This is a genomic window from Rhodococcus sp. FW305-130, assembly GCF_058788335.1.
The window spans coordinates 164515-184111 of the sequence record NZ_JBYTAP010000003.1; the positions used below are offsets into that span (position 1 = coordinate 164515).

Annotated in this window: 20 protein-coding genes; 8 read left to right on the forward strand and 12 right to left on the reverse strand. The window is 62.9% G+C overall.

The genetic code is table 11. The features are described 5' to 3' along the window. Window positions 1–90: 90 nt before the first annotated feature. Complete coding sequence (locus AC3WQS_RS10795; RefSeq protein WP_003945942.1) at window positions 91–726, reverse strand: copper chaperone PCu(A)C domain-containing protein; 636 nt, start codon at window positions 724–726, stop codon at window positions 91–93. Between the two features lie 265 nt (window positions 727–991). Here AC3WQS_RS10795 and carD point away from each other — a divergent pair, with 265 nt between their 5' ends. The 5 genes from carD to rlmB are packed head-to-tail and all read left to right on the forward strand — an operon-like array spanning window position 992 to window position 5064. Next, complete coding sequence (carD, locus tag AC3WQS_RS10800) at window positions 992–1480, forward strand: RNA polymerase-binding transcription factor CarD (protein ID WP_003945666.1); 489 nt, start codon at window positions 992–994, stop codon at window positions 1478–1480. 22 nt (window positions 1481–1502) lie between these two features. Continuing rightward, window positions 1503–2201, forward strand: a complete 699-nt coding sequence (gene ispD / locus AC3WQS_RS10805) for a 2-C-methyl-D-erythritol 4-phosphate cytidylyltransferase (protein WP_172932248.1) — start codon at window positions 1503–1505, stop codon at window positions 2199–2201. Then, window positions 2202–2678: a 2-C-methyl-D-erythritol 2,4-cyclodiphosphate synthase gene (gene ispF / locus AC3WQS_RS10810; RefSeq protein WP_060939428.1), complete on the forward strand. Its 477-nt coding sequence runs from the start codon at window positions 2202–2204 to the stop codon at window positions 2676–2678. A gap of 11 nt (window positions 2679–2689) precedes the next feature. Continuing rightward, window positions 2690–4084: a cysteine--tRNA ligase gene (cysS, locus tag AC3WQS_RS10815; protein ID WP_003945830.1), complete on the forward strand. Its 1395-nt coding sequence runs from the start codon at window positions 2690–2692 to the stop codon at window positions 4082–4084. Between the two features lie 2 nt (window positions 4085–4086). Continuing rightward, on the forward strand, window positions 4087–5064 hold the full coding sequence (gene rlmB / locus AC3WQS_RS10820) for a 23S rRNA (guanosine(2251)-2'-O)-methyltransferase RlmB (protein WP_020906105.1): 978 nt from the start codon (window positions 4087–4089) through the stop codon (window positions 5062–5064). Window positions 5065–5098: 34 nt separating this feature from the next. On the opposite strand, the gene AC3WQS_RS10825 is transcribed toward rlmB, so the two are convergent. Both AC3WQS_RS10825 and AC3WQS_RS10830 read right to left on the reverse strand, forming a co-directional pair. Then, window positions 5099–6880: an ABC transporter ATP-binding protein gene (locus tag AC3WQS_RS10825; protein WP_492741459.1), complete on the reverse strand. Its 1782-nt coding sequence runs from the start codon at window positions 6878–6880 to the stop codon at window positions 5099–5101. After that, a complete protein-coding gene (locus tag AC3WQS_RS10830) occupies window positions 6877–8505 on the reverse strand; it encodes an ABC transporter transmembrane domain-containing protein (protein ID WP_492713513.1) in 1629 nt (542 codons plus the stop codon). The genes AC3WQS_RS10825 and AC3WQS_RS10830 overlap by 4 nt, the downstream gene beginning before the upstream one ends. 199 nt (window positions 8506–8704) lie before the next feature. Between AC3WQS_RS10830 and AC3WQS_RS10835 the strand changes: the two genes are divergently transcribed. Next, the gene (locus tag AC3WQS_RS10835) at window positions 8705–9694 is read left to right on the forward strand and encodes an iron-siderophore ABC transporter substrate-binding protein (protein ID WP_202022448.1); all 990 of its coding nucleotides are present in this window, start codon (window positions 8705–8707) and stop codon (window positions 9692–9694) included. Between the two features lie 4 nt (window positions 9695–9698). Here the strand turns inward: AC3WQS_RS10835 and AC3WQS_RS10840 are convergent, their stop codons facing one another. Next, the gene (locus AC3WQS_RS10840) at window positions 9699–10496 is read right to left on the reverse strand and encodes a helix-turn-helix domain-containing protein (protein WP_031332820.1); all 798 of its coding nucleotides are present in this window, start codon (window positions 10494–10496) and stop codon (window positions 9699–9701) included. Between the two features lie 172 nt (window positions 10497–10668). Then, complete coding sequence (locus AC3WQS_RS10845) at window positions 10669–11391, reverse strand: hypothetical protein (RefSeq protein ID WP_225989632.1); 723 nt, start codon at window positions 11389–11391, stop codon at window positions 10669–10671. Between the two features lie 366 nt (window positions 11392–11757). On the opposite strand from AC3WQS_RS10845, the gene AC3WQS_RS10850 reads away from it, so the two are divergent. Further along, the gene (locus tag AC3WQS_RS10850) at window positions 11758–12399 is read left to right on the forward strand and encodes a hypothetical protein (RefSeq protein WP_060939425.1); all 642 of its coding nucleotides are present in this window, start codon (window positions 11758–11760) and stop codon (window positions 12397–12399) included. An 88-nt stretch (window positions 12400–12487) separates the two neighbouring features. Here the strand turns inward: AC3WQS_RS10850 and AC3WQS_RS10855 are convergent, their stop codons facing one another. The 7 genes from AC3WQS_RS10855 to AC3WQS_RS10885 all read right to left on the reverse strand — a co-directional run bounded on the left by AC3WQS_RS10855 (window position 12488) and on the right by AC3WQS_RS10885 (window position 18368). Then, window positions 12488–13180, reverse strand: coding sequence for an LpqN/LpqT family lipoprotein (locus AC3WQS_RS10855; protein ID WP_020968394.1), 693 nt, complete (start codon window positions 13178–13180; stop codon window positions 12488–12490). 77 nt (window positions 13181–13257) lie between these two features. After that, window positions 13258–14130: a 5-oxoprolinase subunit C family protein gene (locus AC3WQS_RS10860; RefSeq protein WP_172932251.1), complete on the reverse strand. Its 873-nt coding sequence runs from the start codon at window positions 14128–14130 to the stop codon at window positions 13258–13260. Between the two features lie 57 nt (window positions 14131–14187). After that, the gene (gene pxpB / locus AC3WQS_RS10865; RefSeq protein WP_020968396.1) at window positions 14188–14802 is read right to left on the reverse strand and encodes a 5-oxoprolinase subunit PxpB; all 615 of its coding nucleotides are present in this window, start codon (window positions 14800–14802) and stop codon (window positions 14188–14190) included. Further along, complete coding sequence (locus tag AC3WQS_RS10870; RefSeq protein ID WP_153213487.1) at window positions 14799–15560, reverse strand: LamB/YcsF family protein; 762 nt, start codon at window positions 15558–15560, stop codon at window positions 14799–14801. The genes pxpB and AC3WQS_RS10870 overlap by 4 nt, the downstream gene beginning before the upstream one ends. Before the next feature lie 34 nt (window positions 15561–15594). Then, complete coding sequence (locus AC3WQS_RS10875) at window positions 15595–16476, reverse strand: metal ABC transporter permease (RefSeq protein WP_003945811.1); 882 nt, start codon at window positions 16474–16476, stop codon at window positions 15595–15597. Further along, window positions 16473–17315, reverse strand: coding sequence for a metal ABC transporter ATP-binding protein (locus AC3WQS_RS10880; protein WP_492713515.1), 843 nt, complete (start codon window positions 17313–17315; stop codon window positions 16473–16475). Before AC3WQS_RS10880 ends, AC3WQS_RS10875 begins: the two co-directional genes overlap by 4 nt. 102 nt (window positions 17316–17417) lie before the next feature. Beyond that, complete coding sequence (locus tag AC3WQS_RS10885; RefSeq protein ID WP_019746850.1) at window positions 17418–18368, reverse strand: metal ABC transporter solute-binding protein, Zn/Mn family; 951 nt, start codon at window positions 18366–18368, stop codon at window positions 17418–17420. 139 nt (window positions 18369–18507) lie between these two features. On the opposite strand from AC3WQS_RS10885, the gene AC3WQS_RS10890 reads away from it, so the two are divergent. Continuing rightward, window positions 18508–19596 carry a LacI family DNA-binding transcriptional regulator gene (locus tag AC3WQS_RS10890; RefSeq protein WP_007733995.1) on the forward strand — a complete coding sequence of 363 codons (1089 nt, stop codon included), beginning with the start codon at window positions 18508–18510 and terminating at the stop codon, window positions 19594–19596. Window position 19597 lies beyond the last annotated feature (1 nt).

A 19597-nucleotide genomic window follows, 5' to 3' on the forward strand; every position in this document is an offset into this window, starting at 1 on the left:
ACTAGAGGCGGGGTCCGACATGGACCCCGCCTCTAGTGTGATTCTGAAGTTGTTCTGCGAAGCGCAGTGTGCGCCTTGGTGATTCGGGGCTCAGTGCCCGGCTTCTGCAACGTCGGGCGACTTGTCCGACTCGTTGCGCTCGAGCTGCGGGCCTGCGTCGACCGGCACGTCGACGGTGACCGAGCCGGCCTTCTCGAACTTGAAGGTGATCGGGACGGTCAAGCCGGGGCGAACGCCTGCCTTGATGTCCTGCAGAACGACGAGAGTGAGCGCAGCGGGTGCGTCGTCGTTCTCTTCGTTGTTCTTGATCTGGGTCTCTGCCTCGGTCGCGGCACCTTCGCCTGCGGGCAACTGGCCGGCCTGCAGCGACGTCTGCGGCTTGATCGTCAAGCCACCTACCTCTTCACCCGCGATGACGCGTGCTGCGTAATCGGTGGTGATGCTGACGAGCTTGTCCGTGGTCTCGGCGCTGTCGTTCACGACGGTGAACGCGAGCACGGCGTTGCCGCCCGGCTCGATGCTGTATTCCTCGGACGAGGGGTAGGCGATGTGCACGTTGCGCAGTGCGATCTCACCGAGGTCGGCGCTGTTGCCGTTCACGGCGGCCTGCTGGACGGCGGTCTGGCTCACCTGTCCGGAACCGCAAGCGGACAGCGCGATGGCTGCGCCTGCAGCCAGTGCAATGGCGGTAGCGACTCGACGAGTCGGCTTACGGATAGCAGTCACGATTTGTCCTCCACGGCGTCAGGTTCGCACTCCACTAGGCAGAGTAGTAGATAAGGTCCCGCGGGCTGGCCGTCGGGTCGCCACAACGGTTGTCTGCGTGGGCTTTCAGTCGGTTATGCAGGGGTGCTCCAGACCAGTTGAATGCACGTACAACAAGCCCTGTCAACCCCTACGCTCGAGCAAGGATGCCCCTGACCTGCACAGTTGATGAGTGGTCGGTTCTTTCACGTGTTAAACTAGTGGAATCGAAAGGGGCACGGGACACATGATTTTCAAGGTCGGAGACACCGTCGTATACCCCCATCACGGTGCGGCGCTGATCGAAGCTATCGAAACCCGCACCATCAAGGGTGAGCAGAAGGAGTACCTGGTTCTGAAGGTCGCTCAAGGCGATCTCACAGTACGGGTTCCTGCAGACAACGCAGAGTACGTCGGAGTTCGTGACGTGGTCGGCCAAGAAGGCCTCGACAAGGTTTTCCAGGTTCTGCGAGCACCGCACACCGAGGAGCCCACCAACTGGTCTCGTCGATACAAGGCAAATCTCGAGAAGCTTGCCTCAGGTGACGTGAACAAGGTTGCAGAAGTTGTTCGTGACCTGTGGCGTCGTGAGCAGGACCGCGGGCTTTCCGCTGGTGAGAAGCGCATGCTCGCCAAGGCTCGTCAGATTCTCGTCGGAGAGCTCGCGCTCGCCGAGGGCACTGACACCGAGAAGGCAGAGACCATTCTCGACGAGGTCCTCGCGGCCGCGTCCTGACTGCAACACAACAAAGCTGACAGTGGCAGTAATAGCCCTGGTACCTGCCGCAGGTCGGGGAGTGCGATTGGGCGAGAAATTGCCCAAGGCATTTGTCGAACTCGGTGGGTGCACCATGCTTGCACGCGCGGTCGATGGACTCCGGAAATCCGGAGCGATCGACCGCGTTGTTGTCATTGTGCCGCCTGAACTGGTCGAATCCGTCGTGGCCGACCTCGGTCGTGCATCGGACGTCGACGTCGTCGGTGGTGGTGCCGAAAGAACCGATTCGGTTCGAGCCGGTCTCAGTGCTGCCGGCGATGCAGATTTTGTACTCGTGCACGACGCCGCGCGGGCATTGACGCCGCCGGCGTTGATCGCGCGCGTCGTCGACGCTCTCCGAGCCGGCAGCTCCGCTGTCATCCCGGTACTCCCGGTTACCGACACGATCAAGTCGGTCGACGTACTCGGCGCAGTCACCGGAACGCCTCTGCGTTCGGAGTTGCGTGCGGTTCAAACTCCTCAAGGCTTCTCCACCGACGTCCTGCGCAGTGCGTACGACGCCGGTGATGTCGCCGCGACCGACGACGCCGCTCTGGTGGAGCGTCTCGGTGTTTCGGTGCAGACGATTCCCGGCGACGCTCTCGCCTTCAAGATCACCACTCCGCTCGACCTCGTCCTTGCACGGGCGCTCCTGATCTCGGAGACAGAGTTGAGCGCGGACTCACAGGACGGAAAATAGATGCGCGTCGGTCTCGGCACGGATGTTCATCCCATCGAGGTCGGCCGACCTTGCTGGATGGCCGGGTTGCTGTTCGAGGAAGCAGACGGGTGCTCGGGGCATTCGGACGGCGACGTCGCCGTCCACGCGCTCTGTGACGCGTTGCTCTCCGCCGCAGGTCTTGGCGACCTCGGTTCGGTTTTCGGCACCGGCAGGCCCGAATGGGACGGCGTGAGCGGCGCTCGAATGCTTGCCGAGGTTCGTCGACTGCTCGAAGTGAACCAGTTCACCGTCGGCAACGCCGCGGTGCAGGTCATCGGCAACCGACCGAAGATCGGGCCGCGACGCGACGAGGCACAGAAGGTGCTCTCGGACATTCTCGGCGCGCCTGTTTCGGTGTCCGCGACCACCACGGACGGGCTCGGCTTGACCGGTCGCGGCGAGGGGATCGCCGCCATGGCCACCGCGTTGGTCATGACAACCGAACACGACAGGTAAGATCGCTGGTCGTGACCCTGCGCCTATACGACACCGGTACGCGGGCCCTTCGGGATTTTGTTCCGTTGGCCCCCGGACATGCATCGGTGTACCTGTGTGGGGCGACAGTTCAGGGCGATCCTCACATCGGGCACGTTCGTAGCGGCGTCGCTTTCGACGTGCTGCGACGCTGGCTGTTGGCGCACGGCAACGACGTTGCCTTCGTGCGCAACGTGACGGACATCGACGACAAGATTCTCAACAAGGCCGCCGGCGCCGGTCGACCTTGGTGGGAGTGGGCGGCGACGTTCGAGCGGTCGTTCACGTGGGCCTACGACCAACTGGGTGTGCTGCCGCCGTCCATCGAGCCGCGGGCCACCGGTCACGTGACGCAGATGGTCGAGATGATGGAACGCCTGATCGAGAACGGCCACGCGTACGCGGCGGGCGGCGACGTCTACTTCGACGTGCAGAGCTACCCCGAGTACGGCGCACTGTCCGGCCACAAACTCGACGACGTTCATCAGGGCGAGAGTGCGGCCGAGGGCAAGCGCGATCCTCGCGACTTCACCCTCTGGAAGGCCGTCAAGCCCGGTGAGCCCTCGTGGCCGACGCCGTGGGGACCTGGCCGTCCGGGCTGGCACCTCGAGTGCTCGGCCATGGCGGAGTTCTACCTCGGGGCGGCATTCGACATCCATTGTGGTGGACGCGATCTCGTCTTCCCGCACCACGAGAACGAAATTGCGCAGGCCAAGTGCGCCGGCGACGATTTCGCTCAGTACTGGTTGCACAACGGCTGGGTCACGATGAGTGGCGAGAAGATGTCCAAGTCGTTGGGCAACGTTCTCTCTGTGCCGAACGTGCTCAAGAAGGTTCGTCCGCAAGAACTTCGGTACTACCTCGGTAGTGCGCACTACCGTTCCAATCTCGAGTACTCGGACGAGGCGTTGGACGAAAGCGCGAAGTCCTACCAGGGGCTCGAGTCGTTCGTCCTGCGCACACACAAGCGTGCGGGTGGCGTCGAACTCGGTACTTGGACCGAAGGTTTCGCGGCGGCTCTCGACAACGACTTGTCGGTGCCGATCGCGTTGGCCGAGATTCACGGCAAGGCGAGCGAGGGTAATTCCGCGCTCGCTGCCGGTGATCTCGACGCGGCTCGGGTGGCTGCCGGTCAGGTGCGGGCCATGCTCGCGATCCTGGGCGTCGACCCACTCGACGAGCATTGGACGCAGTCCGGTGGCGACACCGAGACGGCAATGGAAGCTTTGGACGTGTTGGTGCGGGCCGATCTCGATCGTCGGCAGCAGGCACGTACGGAAAAGAACTGGGCGGTGGCGGACGAGGTCCGCGATCGCCTCATCAAGGCGGGTATCGAAGTAACCGATACTCCCGACGGACCCGAATGGTCCCTTAAGGCAGGGCAGTAACAATGGCTGGAAACTCGAGCAGGCGCGGCGCAGTCCGTAAGGGCGGCACCAAGAAGGGCCAGGTTGCCGGTTCCGGTGGCCAGCACAAGCGTGGTCTCGCCGGCCGCGGTGCTACGCCTCCCGCCGAGGCACGCACCAAGCACCCAGCGGCGAAGCGTGCAGCGCGCGCCGCCCGGGCCGACGAGAAGCAGAACCAGGGCCGCGGTGGCCGTCCGGGTCCGGGCCGCAAGGTTCTCGACGGTCCCGAGACCGTGCTCGGTCGCAACCCGGTGGTGGAGTGCCTGCGCGCGGGTGTTCCGGCGACGGCGCTGTGGGTGGCTGTCGGTACCGAGAGCGACGACCGGTTGAAGGAATCCGTTCAGCGGGCTGCCGACGCCGGTATCTCCATCCTCGAGGTGCCGCGCTCGGATCTGGATCGCCTCAGCGCCAACGGTCTTCACCAGGGCATCGCTCTGCAGGTTCCGCCGTACCGCTACGCGCACCCGGACGATCTTCTGTCCGAGGCACGTAAGCACGCCGAGCCCCCTCTGCTCGTCGCGCTGGACAACATCACCGATCCCCGCAACCTGGGTGCCGTTGTGCGCTCGGTCGCAGCTTTCGGTGGACACGGCGTCGTGATTCCGGAGCGTCGTAGCGCGAGCGTGAGTGCTGTCGCTTGGCGTACCAGCGCCGGTGCTGCCGCTCGTCTGCCGATTGCTCGGGCAACCAACCTCACTCGCACGCTCAAGGACTGGGCGTCGAAGGGTGTTCAGGTCGTCGGTCTCGACGCCGAAGGTGACACCACTCTCGACGATTTCGACGGCAGCGGTCCCGTGGTGATCGTGGTCGGTTCCGAGGGCAAGGGCCTTTCGCGCCTCGTCCGCGAGAACTGCGACGCGATCCTGTCGATTCCGATGGCGGGTCCGGTCGAGTCGCTCAACGCCTCGGTTGCCGCCGGAGTCGTCCTGGCGGACATCGCCCGCAGGCGTCGTAGCAGCTGAGTTGTAACGGCTTTCAGGTGAGCCTGGCGGGGTTCTAGCTCCGTACCGACCAGGCTTCCCACAGTGCAGCGTAGGAACCGTCCGCGCCGATCAGTTCGTCATGTGTCCCGCTCTCGACCACGCGGCCACCGCTCATGACGAGTATGCGATCGGCGCGGACTGCTTGGCTCAGGCGGTGTGCGATCACCACGGCAGTCCTGCCGGTGACTGCGAGCTCGGCTGCCTGATCGAGTAGACCTGCTGCAGTGGTTCCGGCTTCGGCAGTCGCCTCGTCGAGGATGACGACGGGCGGGTCGAGCAGAGCCAGCCGGACGAGGGCTATGTGCTGTGCCTGTGCCGCCGTCAACTGGTACCCGCCCGCCCCGACCCTGGTCTCGAGCCCGTCCGGAAGCTCATGGATCCATTGAGCTTTCATCGTTTCGACGGCTTCGGTGATCTTTGCATCGTCCGAATCTGGTGCGCACAACCGGAGATCGTCGGCGATCGTCCCGACGAACACGTGAACTTCCTGGCTGACCAGGACGACTTTGTGCCGAAGTTCGGCATCACTCAGGTCGTCAATCGGTGTGCCGTCGACGGTGATTCGCCCGTCCCCGACGGGAATGATGCCGGCAATCAGTTTGGCGAGTGTGGTCTTTCCGGCACCACTGCTGCCGACGACGGCGATTCGTTCCCCCGGTGCGATCGAGATCGAGATCGAATCGATCACCGGGGTGGAGTTGTCGTACGAGTAAGAAACCCGCTTCACGTCGACTCCGATGGGTGCGGACCGAGCCGAGGCAGGATTGCCCGCGGGACGCCCGGGCATCGCGGTGACACCGATCAGGCGAGCCAGGCTGGCACCCGCATCCTGCAATTCGTCGATGTTCGAGAGAAATACCGCGATGGGGCTGAACAGACTGTGGAAGTAGAGCGCAGCGGCGGTAGCGGCCCCGATGGACACCGATCCCGTGGTCACGAGCCAGTAGCCGACGCTCAGGACCGCGGCCAGTCCGAGCAGTTCGGCGCCGTTGAGTTGAGCGAAGAAGTTGGTGCGCAGTCGAACTGCCTGCATGTCGAAGCTGATGGCATGCTCGGAGGTCTCGGCGATTCGGCCGATGTGCTCGTCGGTTCGACGCAGGGCAGTGACAGTACCTGCACCACCCAGGGTTTCGATGAGCTGCTGTCCCCGCCTGGCCTGCGCAGCGCGAGAGCGTCGGTAGACGGGTCCGGAGCGTCGGAGGAAATGGCGAAGAGCGAAATAGTGAATTGGTGCAACGGCAACGATTGCCACGGTGAATCGCCAATCGATCACTCCCACACCGACAAGCGTCAGTGAAATCATGAACAGGGCGGACACCGTTGCGGGCAGCACCCGTGCGATAACGGTGTTGACCGCTTCGACGTCACCCGAGACCCGGGAAATCAGATCACCGGTTCCGGCATCCTCGACCAGTGGCGACGGCTGCGCGAGCGTGGCGGCGAACACGTCCTCACGAAGATCGGCCAGCACGTTCTGCGCGACATTCGCGAGAAGCTGTGTGCTCCACCAAGTCAGCGCAACTCCTGCTGCCGCTGCACCGAGCATGAATGCGGTGATACGCAGAAGTGAGACAAACGGTTTGCCCTCCGTAACCGCATCGACCATGAGCCCGAGCAGCGCCGGGGTGGACAGGCCGCAGGCCGTAGCGGAGAGAAGTACGACGGTCGTGAGTGCGAGCGCTCGCCCCCGTGGCCGAAGCAGTGCGATCAATGCGCGGACCGTCTGTGTGGTCGACGCGATCGGCAAGGCAGATGTAGCCGGAACAGCAGATGCATCCGGAAGGGTGTCGGTCACAGTGAGTCTCCGTCCCGAGCGGCGTGGTCGATCGTGACGACACGGTCACACGAATGGAGCAAGGTCGGACTCGAGGTGATCACCACAATGGCCTTGTCGGGAAAGTTTCTCAGTGAGTGTGCAATTCGATGTTCGGTGACAGAGTCCACGGAAGTGGTGGGTTCGTGGAGGACCAGGATCGGCTGGGGTTGATGCAAAGCGCGGGCGAGGAGAAGGCGTTGCCGCTGACCTCCGGAGAGTTTCTTTCCTTGCTCACCTACCTCGGAGAGGTGGCCGTCGGGCAGATGCGTCAACACGTCGTCGAGCGCAGATGACGTCATTGCCGACGAGTCGACGTTCGGTGCAGCCAGATTGTCGAAGACGGTGCCGGTGAACACGGTTCCTTCATGAGCGGAGACGAACACCTGATCGCGAACTCCGTCCGGACCGAGTTCGGTTGCATCGGTGCCGAATACGAAGTAGCGGTCGGGGTCCAGCGGAGTCTGAAAGGCGAGTTGGCGTGCCAGTCGGTGAGCGGAATCGTCCGCGCGCACGCCCACCACCTCGCCGCGGCGAGCTGAGACGACAGTTCCGTTGTCCGTCGAAATCAGCAGGGCGTCTTCACTTCTGACAGCGCTGATCGGGGCGGTGGAGGGCGGCGATTCGATCAGGTGCGGCTCGGCCAGGAGTTCGGACAGCCTGCGTGCGGAGCCTCGCTTGGCAGCGAGTTCTGCACCGAAGAACCCCAGAGTTTCCATCGGACCGGCAATGACCCTGCTCAAGCCGACAACGGTGACGAAGTTGCCCACGGTGATCGTGCCTTGATGCGCCATCCACGCGGCTCCAAGTGCGACCGACGCCAGCACCAACGCGGAGACCCCGGAATTGAGCGCGGTCAGACTGGACATTGCTCTGACCGTCCGGATCGCTGCTTTCATCGACGCCCGGCTCGCCTTGACGTATCGCGACAGGGCAGTGGGCTCAGCCCCGAAACCCTTCAGTACTCGCAGGCCCAGCGTGAAATCAGTTGCAAGCATGCCTGCCTCGGCTGCCTTCTTCTGCTCTGCATACACACGCTCGTCCAGTGGACCGCTGATCTTGTGAATGAATACGAGCTGCGCAGCAGTGATGAGTACGACGATCAGTGCGAGCGGCCACGAGACGAAGGCAAGCGAAATCACTGCCGCGGCGAGCCCCGCAAAAGCTGAGCCCTGTTCGGCGACAACCCAGGAGAAGCCCGAGACGTGTGAGGCGTCCGAGGTGGAGATGGTGAGAACTTCACCCGTCGAGCGCTGAGCTTGCATGCCTCTGGCATCGAGTACCCGTCTGGCAGCGTTCAATCGTAGGTCGTGTTCGCCGTAGACGAAGACCTGCGTGTTCAGGCGAACCGCGATGCGCCACGACAGAGCAAGTCCCACGAACAGAGCACACAACACAGCAAGCCAGATGAGAAGTGCTGTGCTGTCGGACTTTCCGATTGCACGGTCGACGACGGTACCGATCAGCACCGGAATGAGGGCTTGAGCTACCTGATACGACGCCTGGCCGGTGACGGCTGCAACCAGTCGCGGGCCGCGTCCGGAGGAGAACGATCCGACTCTGATCATCTCCATCGGACCGGAACGAGTTTCGGGCAGCGCTGACACTCGTGAAACTCCTCGCCCAGATCTGAACACTCGTTGTGCAGTTCTACGGTAGAGCCGGAGCGAGTGTGGAAAGTGCTCGCAGATGCCAAGGGCTACGCGGCAGCGGACAGATGGAGTATCGACACCCCATTACCGGGATCAGGTCTCGATATACCTGCCTGGTCGAAACAAGTACGTTTGCGAAGAGAGCTGACAGAAGATGAAAAGCACTACCCGAATAGTGGCTGCGTTGGCCGCGATTGCCCTGCTCGCAGGCTGCCAGAGCAGCACCGAGTCAACAGCGTCGGAGGACACGACGCAGTTGGCCGAGGCCGGCGCGCTGCCGGCGACCATCGCCCATGCGTACGGCTCGACCACCATCGAGACCGAACCTCAGCGGATCGTGACCATCGGCTGGAACAGCCAGGATTCGGTCCTCGCACTGGGCAAGACGCCCGTCGCCATGGAGTCGTTCAGCGGGGCAGGCTTGGAGAACGGAATCCTGCCGTGGGACGAAGAAGTGTTGGGCGACGTCGAACCCACGTTGCTCGACAGCACTTCCGGTGTGCCGTTCGAGCAGATCCTGGCGTTGGAGCCGGACGTGATCATCGCGGTGGTCTCGGGAATCACCGAAGACGACTACGCACGTCTTTCTCAGATCGCACCCACGATTCCGTTCAAGGAGACCGCCTGGGCGACTACGTGGCAGGAGCAGATGTCGACCATCGGTTCAGTACTCGGACAACCGAAGCGGGCGGCTGAGCTGATCGAGGAAACTGACGATTCCATAGCCGACCTGGCTGCTGGGTCCCCGAATCTGAACGGGAAAACCTTGACCTTCCTGTCGGGAAACATCGACGGCCTCACCAATTACTGCGCCGACGACGGCAGAGTCATCCTGATGTCCCAGCTCGGACTGAAGCAGTCGGCCGGAAGCGCAGAGCTGTGCGGCGACACCCAGGGGTCGGTGACTGCATCGCGCGAACAGTACAACGAACTGGACGCGGACGTGATCGTGCTCAACGACGCGAGTGGTCAGGGGCTCCCCGGATTGATGGGGGACAAGTTGTTTGCCGACCTGCCGGCAGTCAAGGACGGCAGGCTGATTCAGCAGCTCGGTCTGGCCCGAGTGATGGCACTGGCTTCGCCCACGTCGCTGAGCGTCAAATATGCCTTCGCCGAACTGGTCTCGAAGATGAACGGCTTCTGACCAGTTAGGCTGACAATTCGCACGCGTCCGAGTAATAGTTCTTCGGTGTTCGTCCGGTGACCTTGCGGAACACGCTGGTGAAGGCGCTGGGGGTTTCGTATCCGACGCGACGGCTAACCGTCGAAACAGGAACGCCCGCAGCGAGATAGGACATCGCGGCGCGGACGCGAACTTGAATCCTCCACTCGGTGAAGGACATCCCCGTTCCCTGAGAGAACACGCGGCTCAGGGTACGGGGGCTTCCGCCGACCACATAGGCCCAATCGGCAAGCCCGCGTTGATCGGCGGGGTCGGCGATCAAGCGGCGTGCAACGGCGAGGGCCCGGGGATCGGCGGGCATCGGCACTGCGACATCAGCCGCCTCGATGGGCGCGAGCGTGTCGAAGACTACGGATTCCGCCCGCAAGCGAGCCTCGGTAGGCATGTTTCGCTGGTGCAGATGGATGAGCATCGTCTTGACCACGTCGTCGATGCCGATGATCGCGGGCTTCGTCCACGGGTGGGGGAACGACTCGGGCCGGAAATAGGTGAAACGAGCTTCGGTGGATGCGCCGAGCGTGATGCGCCGTGGAGTTCCAGCCGGAATCCACATGCCGACCGTCGGTGGGATCTGCCAACGAACGTCGTCGATGTACGCGCTCATCTCTCCGGAAGCGCCCCACAGGAGTTCGTGCTCGGGATGGCGGATCTCACGCCACGCGCGCTTCTGATCGCGCCCGATGGTGGACGTCGTCATCGAGAAGGGGAGCGGAACGTACCGGCCTGCCGGCACAGCCCAGTACGGAAATCCTGTGGAACTCATCGGTGGATCATACCGCGAATGACTTAGGTAATGCTTTCCTATTTGGTTCTTCGACGCAGGGCACGACGGAGTGCGGTCGCGACAAAAGGCCGAGGGTGGCACCGAGTCCGAAGACTCGATGCCACCCTCGATCACATTCCCCGACGGAGTGTTTACAGGTGGAGCAGGTGAATCAGCTGCCGTTGGCCAGGACACCGCTGATGATGTCGGAGATGAAGCCGGCCGGGTTGTCGAGGATGGAGGAGCCGGCCGAACCGGTTCCGCCCTCGCCGTCAGAAGAGCCGAAGCCCAGATCTGCCGAGCCCGATGCGGCAGCCTCGCCGGGGTTCTTGGCGCGGATCTTGGCGTAGACATCGCCGATGTTCTGATCACTGCCCCACAGCGAGATGCCGATGGAACTGGGGAGCTCGACGTAAGTTCCCGGCTGTGCGTTGTCCGGAACCAAGTAGCTCACTTCGAAAGTGACTGTCTTGCTGCCGGTGATCGAGACATTCCAACCCGCATCGGGAATTGTGACGGTGCGCGCCGCATTGTCGACGGTGGGGGACACCTTCTCGGTTTTCTGAGTCAGTCCGAGAAAGTGCCATGAATCGATCGAGGCGCTGTCCTTGATGTAGGTGTATCCGGCCGGGAAACGGTCGACGAACTTGTTGACGAAGAAGTCCGGATGGCCGTTGGCCGAAACCGTGGTGCGGACGGTCAATTTTCCGCCGGGCGCCACTTCTCCGTCGCCTACGACGCTCTTGGTGATCGTGACTTGGTTCGAAGTCACGGTGTTGGTCTTCGGGTGCGCGGCATCTGCGTGCGCAGCTCCGGTGCCGATGAGAAGTCCGCTGGTTGCAAGCGCAGCGATTGCTACTCCGGTGAGTGTTTTGCGCATTGAGAAACGTGACATGAAATTCTCCGTTCGAGGGGTTCACGCTGACGGCGATGGGGATGACTCTTCAAAGGTTGCGCCGTGGTAACCATTGAAACCTATCGGACGCTTGCCTATGTGTCAGTTCGGCAGAATTTACGGAAAAGTCCGAATTGAGAGGACTTTTTCGACCTTGATTGCCTGTTGTTAACTGATTGGCGACCAAGTCGGCGAAAAGCTGGGCGAATGTCCAGGTCGACTGTATCGTACTTCGAGAGTCGGGTTGCAACAAGTTTCAGTAATCAACGAATTCGGTTGTCCTGGAACCTCACAGAGTGGAGATTGTTCGTGGCAAAGTTTGGATCCAGGAATCGTAGACTGTCCACCGTTGGAGCTGGTTTGGGGGTGATTGCTCTTGCTGTGGGCGCAAGCGCGCTGGGTGCGGGAGTCGCGACTGCCGAGACGGCAACTTCTGGTGCCTACACATTTACTCGCACCGTGGACAATGCGTCCCCGAAGGTCGGTGACACGATCACTTACACGACAGTGTCGAAGAAGAGCGGAATCGACGGATATATCAGCAGGTTCACCGAGACGCATGCCGCATGCTTGACCTTTGTCCCGGGCTCGGCGAAGGTCACGAAGTTTCACGTTGGCGGGACGATGACCGAAACCACTGAAACGCCGGAACTGACAGCCACGACGCTCGAGGTGACCAGTGCCGGCTGGATCAACAACGGCAGCAAACCGGTGACCATGAAGACCAGCTACACGGTCACTGCTTCGTGTGCGCCGGGAACCGTGTACGGAAGTGGATTGGCGGTAGGTGCCACGGTGATGGGCAACGGATTCCAGTCGAGTGCGAATTTCGCCAACTTGGGCCCGTCCATCACTGTCCGCGCCGCGGATGTGGTCGATCCCGTTGACCCGGTTGATCCCGTTGATCCGGTTGATCCCACTGGCCCCGGAACCGGTGGCGGAACCGGATCGCTCGGCTCGTTGAGTGGTGGCCTCGGTTCCCTCAGCGGACTGTTCGGGAAGAGTTAGCCGAGAATTGTGAAACGGCGGGCCGAGACTGTCGTAGTCTCGGCCCGCCGCGGTTGGTCGGTGATCAAGCGCTCAAATCATGAGGTGCTCAGCCGAATTCGATCGAGGTGTTGATTTCCTCCACCTGGTTGGAGGTCTGCATGTTCGTCGTGTCGGTGAACTGATTCGCAAAGCTGACCAGGTAGACCGGCGAGTTGTCGTCGGCTTGGTAAGCGACGACTGTCATGACGGCGTAGAGCGGAACGTCCAGGTTTGGGGCGGTCCAGGTTCCGGAGAGGCGGAACCCCTGCTGTCCGTCGACGTCGATCTCGGTGTACTTCACCTCGGTCCATCCGTCGAGGGTGGCGATCGTTTCACGCGCAGCGGCAAGAACCTCGTCTTTTGTTGCGGTGCCTTGGTTTTCGACCGTCACGGTGGTGTTCGGCATGAAACCGCTGGGTTCCTGGCTGTTGCTGGACAACGCATCTGTAACGCCGGCAGGGATGTTCTCGCCGTGAGTCCAGCTCGGCGGGAGGCTGACGCTGATGCTCGGCGCTTCGGGGTCGTCGCCGGTTTCGATCGTCGTCCGCTCACCGATGAACGGTGTTCCGTCCCTCAAGGTCGGCGTCGCGGCAGCGGCAGACGACGAGGATGCAGAACTTTCGGAAGCAGTGGTCTCACTGGTGCTGGTATCACTGGAGACAGCGTCGCCGCTTTCCGAACTGCTGCATCCGGACAGGACGAGTGCAGCAGTGATCATTGACGCTATTCCGAGAGCAAGTGTGCTGCTCTTAGGGCTCATAGTGTGAAAGTCCTTCAGGTTCTGGCGACGGCCGAGCGCCGCCGGCAGCATTGCTGGCGCGGCTGAGACTATCAGCGCTAGGACGGCCTGGTAGTGGCCTTCAAGGTAATGGTGCTGCCGGGCCGCAGCTGTGCCAGCGATGCAATCCCTGCGTCGGAAACGACGGCGATGACCGGGTATCCGCCGGTCACGGGATGGTCTGCCAGAAACACGACGGGCTGGCCGCCTGGCGGCACTTGGATGGATCCCATCACGACGCCTTCGCTCGGCAATTCCTCGGTGCGTGAGCGATGTAAAGGCCCTTGGCCCTGCAACCGGACCCCGACTCGGTTGGTGTGTTCGGTGACTTTCCACGTGGTGTGAAGGAGCGCGTGAACGGATGCGGCGGTGAACCAGGAATTTCGGGGGCCGAGCGTGATCTCGATCGGAACCGCGCCGAGTGCAGGTGCGGGCGGTGGAATCAACTCTTCGGTGGGCCACGTCCCTTCCTCTGCCCCGAGGAGGAGTAGATCGCCGGCGGCGAGCGGCGGCGGCCCGAGCCCGGAGAGTGTGTCGGTGGATCTGCTGCCGAGTACCTGTGGGACGTCGACGCCACCGCGTGCAGAGATATACGTTCTCAACCCGGTTGTGCTGTAACCCAATTCGATAGTGCTGCCACCGCCCAGGTGGATGCTCGCGTAGTCAGGTGCCGGCCGTCCGTCGACGACCAGCGGCACCCGCGCGCCTGTCACTGCCACCGTCATCGAACCGACGGCCCGCATAGCAAAACCCCCAGTGGTGACTTCGATGGTTGCTGCTCGAAAAGTGTTGCCTACGAGTCTGTTCGCGCTGTCGTGCGAGATCATGTCGACGGCGCCGGATCTGCCGACCCCGAGAGCGCCGTAGCCTCTCCGCCCGCGGTCCTGAACTGTGGCGAGCGGGCCGGTACGCACTACCTCGAGCCAGGCCATGAATCCATTGTCCCGCAACAACGCGATGAAGACACCAAAATCATGCTTGCACCGAAATCATGCACGGACAAACGTGACTGTGGTGCCGGGTAGAAGCAGCGCCGGCGGGCGGCGCTCGGCATCCCATACCGACAGTTCCGTCGTTCCGATCAACTGCCAGCCGCCCGGGGAACTACGCGGGTAGACGCCCGAGAACGGTCCGGCCAACCCGACTGCACCGGCCGGGACCTGCCTGCGCGGGTCCGATCGACGTGGAACTTCGAGCTTTCTCTCGTTGCTGGTCAGATACGCGAAGCCGGGGGCGAAACCGATGAACGCGACGGTCCACGACGCAGACGTGTGAGCCTCGATGACACCGTCGACCCCGAGTCCGGTCAGCTTGCCCACTTCGACGAGATCGTCGCCGTCGTAGCGGACCGGAATCGCGACAGCAGGCCCGCTCTCATCTGCTGTGAGTTCGATGGGTACGGCCCCACGTACCCATTTCTCCACGAGTTTGCGTCCGGTAATCGTGTTGTCGTACTCGATCAGGATGGTTCGCGCCGCGGGAATCAGATCGATCACTCCGGGGATCCGACTGGCGTCGAGAGCCCTGAAGTTGCCCAGCACGCTCGGCAGTTCGTCGTATTCGACGAGGACTGCGGATTCACCGGCTGGCAGGATCGTGATCATGTGAACGGCGTGATCTCGACGTCGGAGGATTCGAGGAGAGCGCGGATCGCTGCGGCCATGTCGACGGCTGCCGGACTGTCACCGTGTACGCACACCGACTCCGCGGTGATTTTGAGGGTGCTCCCGTCGACCGCATCCAACTCGCCGTCGACGACCATTCGCCGAACCCGTTCTGCAACAAGCGCCGGGTCGTTCAGAACGGCGCCCGACTCGGTGCGGGGGACCAAAGTGCCTTCTGCCGTGTACGCGCGATCGGCAAAAGCCTCGGCGACCACGTCGAGGCCGGCTTCGCGCGCCTCTTCCAGAAACACCGAACCAGGTAGTCCGAGAACAGGTAGCGAACTGTCGTAGGCAACGACGGCGGCGACCACGGCCCGCGCCTGCCGTCGGTGATGGACTATTGCGTTGTAAAGCGCACCGTGGGGTTTGACGTACGTGACCCGCGATCCGGCGACGCGAGCCAAACCGTCGAGTGCCCCTATTTGATAAATGACGTCGGCGGTGAGGTCTTTCGGGGACATGTCGATGAAGCGTCGGCCGAAACCGGCGAGGTCTCGGTAACCCACCTGCGCGCCGATCCGCACGCCGCGGGTGGCTGCGGATTCGCAAGTCGCCAACAGCGTTGTCGGGTCACCGGCATGGAATCCGCAGGCGATGTTCGCACTGGTGACAAGTTCGAGCATGGCGTCGTCGTCGCCCAGAGTCCAGGCTCCGAAGCCCTCGCCGAGGTCGCTGTTCAGATCAACGCTGTAGCCCATACCTCGATTCTAGGTAGGTATGGGCTCTCGGTGTTCAGGCGTGCGCCGGAATCCGTCCCGCATTCTTGCGACGTGCGGATCCGAAGAGTCGGCATATCAGGTAGATCACGAACGAGACCGAGGTGACGAAACTCGAGACGGGAACGCCGGGTGCCAGCGAGAGAAGGATGCCGCCGACGGCTGCCAGTTCGGCGAACACGACGGAGAGAATTGTCGCCTTGAGTGGGCTTGCCGTGACGTACGCGGCGGCCGCTGCGGGGGTGATCAGCAGCGACATCACCAGCAGCGCACCGACGATCTGTACGCCGAGTGCTGCGGTGATGCCGACCAACACTGCGAACACGATCGACAGTGCCCGAACCGGAACGCCGCGAGCTGCAGCAACTTCGGGGTCGGTGCTTGCGAACAGCAAAGGGCGGTAGATGAATCCGAGTGTGCCGATCACGATGACCGCGCACAGCAGCAGAAGTTCGAGACCGCTGTTTCCCGGCGCCACGATCTGTCCGACCAACAGTGAGAAGCTGGTTCCCGTGCGACCGTCGTACGCCCAGAGGAACAACACCGACAAGCCGAGACCGAAAGCCATGATCACGCCGATCACCGAATCTCGGTCGCGCGCTTTGGCTCCGAGCAGCCCGAACAGCACAGCTGCGACCACGGATCCGACGATGGCACCGAAGCCGACGCCCACACCGACGAGAAGTGCGGCGGATGCGCCCGTCAGTGACAGCTCACTCGTTCCGTGCACCGAGAACGACATCTGACGGCTCACGATCAGCGGCCCGATAATGCCTGCCAACAATCCGAGGATGGCACCGGCAATCAACGCCTGTTGGACGAAGTCGTACTGCAGTAGGTCGACGGTGGCGGACACGTCGAACATCCGCGACATCGCGTCGGTGAACTTGTTACTCACTGGTGGTGATCCTCATCAGAATGGTGAACGCCTTCTCCCGGCCGTAGTCCGCCTGCGCTGCCGAGCGCGTCGATGGCGTCTCCGGTGCCGATCACGACGAGGCGGCCACGAACCTGCAACACTTCGACGTCGGTGTTGTACAGATCCGAGAGAACCTCGGACGTCATCACTTCGGCCGGCGTCCCGATCCGGAATTTGCCGTCCACCAGATAGAGCACTCGATCGACCAAAGGCAGGATCGGATTGATCTCGTGCGTCACGAACAGCACTGCGGTTTCATGGCTGCGCCGACGCTTGTCGATCAGCGTCGAGACCAGGTGCTGGTTGGCGAGGTCGAGGCTGAGCAGCGGCTCGTCGCACAGCAGGATCCGCGGGTCGCCGACCAAAGCCTGTGCGATCCGCAGTCGCTGCTGCTCACCGCCGGACATGGAACCGATGGGAGCGTCGGCAAACGACTGGGCGCTGACCTGTGCGATGGCGTCGTCGACGATCTTGCGGCGACGCCCCCGGCGCAGTAGGCCCGTACCCCACTGGTGACCGTCGACGCCGAGGCCTACCAGGTCGCGGCCGCGGAGCGGGAGGCCGTCGTCGATGGATTTCTGCTGCGGGATGTACCCGACGTGTGAGTTCCCGGCCCGTGCCGGCGTGCCGACGATCTGTGCGCTACCGCCGCTGAGTTGTAGTTGGCCCAGCAGAATCTTCAGGAGCGAGGTCTTGCCCGACCCGTTCGGTCCGAGTACGGCGATGAACTCGCCTGGCTGTACCTCGAGATCGAGTCCGTCCCAGAGGGTGCGGGCACCGAAGGACAATCGAGCGTCCTTCAGCGTCACAGCGGGCACGGTGTTATCAGAAGGCACGGTGTTACCAGGGGGCACAGGAGTATTCGCGGAAGTTTCTGTCACAAGCCGATCGGTTCTTCTCGGAAATGGTGGGGCAAATAATTACTGGGCAGAGAGGGCGTTTGCGAGCGACTCCGCGGTCTGCGTCTGCCACTGAATGTAGTCCAGGCCCTCGGGGAGAGTCTCCGTAACCTCGACGACGGGCACTCCGGCGGTTTCGGCTGTGGTGCGCATGTCCTGGGTCACTTTGTCCTGCGTCTGGATGTTGTAGACCAGTGCGCGGGCCTGCTTCTCCGAGAGGAGCTGGCGCGTTGCGGCGATTGCGGCAGGTGAAGGATCGTTGCCGTCTTCGATGGCACTGGTGAACTCTTCGGGAGTTGCGTCCTTCAGTTCAGCTGCGACCAGGAGGTAGTGCGCGATCGGCTCGGTCTGCGCCACCGGTGCGCCTGCGTGGGCAGCGGCTATGGAATCGGTGATCGCTGTGACGCCGGCGAGCTTCTGGCTGTATGCCTTCGCGTTGTCCTCGTAGGTCGCCGCGTTGTCCGGATCGAGAGCGCTCAGCTGATCGGCAACCGAATGTGCGACGGCGTCGACGGTCGGAATGTCGAACCAGACGTGTTCGTTGACTGCGCCGTGGGTGTGACCGTCATGCGATTCGCCCGCGGTTTCGCCGGCGTGGATGCCGCCGTCGAGCAGGTTGTAGGCGTTGACCGTCTTCTGCTCACCCTTGCCCGCGTCGAGGACGTCGGTGATGAACTGGTCGTAGCCGCCGCCGTTGTAGACGACAAGCGATGCGTCGGTGATCTTGGCGGCATCGGCGGGAGTCGCCTCGAACGAGTGCGGGTCCGCGGACGGCTCGTTGATGATCGACGTCACGGTCAGCTTGTCGCCGGCGACGGCCTGCGCGACGTCGCCCCACACGTTCGTCGATGCGACGACGGTGATGCCTTCGTCTTTCGACGAGCTGGAGCTGCACGCGGTGAGCGCGAATGCTGCGGCGACCGAGACGGCCGCGAGGGCGGTGGCGGTGCGGAATTTCGACGACGAACGCACGTGCTTTTCTCCTGAACAAAGGCTGGGCTAAATGCTATTGGAAACCGTTACCGTTACACATTAGCGCATAGTCGCTGGTAGTTCACCTTCGGTTCAGCCCCAACGCGCCGTCTGCGGGCACTACGGCTAACGTCCGTTTATGCCCCGGTCCCGTCAGCCACGCCGTCAAGCCACTTTGGCGTCGCTTGCCGCCGAGCTCAATGTGTCGAGAACTACAGTCTCGAACGCGTACAACCGACCCGATCAGCTCTCCGTCGAGCTGCGGGATCGAGTGCTCCAAGCGGCCAAGCGACGCGGATATCCCGGACCCGATCCGGTCGCCCGCTCCTTGCGAACTCGCAAAGCCGGTGCCGTCGGTCTCCTGCTCACCGAAGCACTCAGTTATTCGTTCCGCGACCCGGCCGCCATGAGCTTCCTTGCCGGTCTCTCGGAATCGTGTGAGGACGCCGGCCAGGGCTTGCTGCTCATCCCGGCCGGGCCCGGCCGCGACGAGGTGGATGCTGCAGCCGTGGTCCAGCAGGCGGGCGTCGACGGCTTCGTCGTCTACTCCGTGGCCGACGACGATCCGTATCTCGCTGCCGTGCTCGAGCGTCACATTCCGATCGTGGTGTGCGACCAGCCGCGCGAGATTCCCGGTGCATCCCTCGTGGGCATCGACGACCGCGCTGCCATGCGCAAGGTCGCCGATTACCTCATCGGGCTCGGCCACCGTGACATCGGCGTGCTCTGCATGAGGCTGGGGCGCGACCGGATGGACGGCGTTGTCAGCCAGGAACGACTCAAGTCCCCGCACTTCCACGTCCAGCGTGAGCGGATCGAAGGAGTGCGCGACGCGATGGTGGCGTCCGACATGGACCCACTCTCACTCACGGTGATCGAGCGGTACGTCCACACATCGCAGTCCGGGCACTCGGCGGCGGCGGAAGCTCTCGCGACCAACCCTGAGATCACCGCACTGGTCTGTACCACCGACGTGCTGGCTCTCGGCGCCTTGGACTGGGCGCGCTGGCAGGGCATCGATGTACCTGGCCAACTGTCGATCACCGGATTCGACGGCGTCGACGAGGCGCTGCGCGAATCACTGACAACGGTGCGCCAGCCCCAGGAAGAGAAGGGCCGGCGCGCCGGTGCGCTCCTGATGTCGCCGTCTGGATCCGGCGTTCCGATAGTCGAGATGCTCGACACCGAACTACTGGCAGGGCGAACATCAGGTCGGATCAAGGGGTAGC

Bases quoted from the DNA above. Each gene is read 5' to 3' on its own strand.
- carD (WP_003945666.1), top strand. From the start codon at position 992: ATGATTTTCAAGGTCGGAGACACCGTCGTATACCCCCATCACGGTGCG.
- ispF (WP_060939428.1), top strand. From the start codon at position 2,202: ATGCGCGTCGGTCTCGGCACGGATGTTCATCCCATCGAGGTCGGCCGA.
- rlmB (WP_020906105.1), top strand. From the start codon at position 4,087: ATGGCTGGAAACTCGAGCAGGCGCGGCGCAGTCCGTAAGGGCGGCACC.
- AC3WQS_RS10835 (WP_202022448.1), top strand. From the start codon at position 8,705: ATGAAAAGCACTACCCGAATAGTGGCTGCGTTGGCCGCGATTGCCCTG.
- AC3WQS_RS10840 (WP_031332820.1), bottom strand. From the start codon at position 10,496: ATGAGTTCCACAGGATTTCCGTACTGGGCTGTGCCGGCAGGCCGGTAC.
- AC3WQS_RS10845 (WP_225989632.1), bottom strand. From the start codon at position 11,391: ATGTCACGTTTCTCAATGCGCAAAACACTCACCGGAGTAGCAATCGCT.
- AC3WQS_RS10855 (WP_020968394.1), bottom strand. From the start codon at position 13,180: ATGAGCCCTAAGAGCAGCACACTTGCTCTCGGAATAGCGTCAATGATC.
- AC3WQS_RS10860 (WP_172932251.1), bottom strand. From the start codon at position 14,130: ATGGCCTGGCTCGAGGTAGTGCGTACCGGCCCGCTCGCCACAGTTCAG.
- pxpB (WP_020968396.1), bottom strand. From the start codon at position 14,802: ATGATCACGATCCTGCCAGCCGGTGAATCCGCAGTCCTCGTCGAATAC.
- AC3WQS_RS10870 (WP_153213487.1), bottom strand. From the start codon at position 15,560: ATGGGCTACAGCGTTGATCTGAACAGCGACCTCGGCGAGGGCTTCGGA.
- AC3WQS_RS10890 (WP_007733995.1), top strand. From the start codon at position 18,508: ATGCCCCGGTCCCGTCAGCCACGCCGTCAAGCCACTTTGGCGTCGCTT.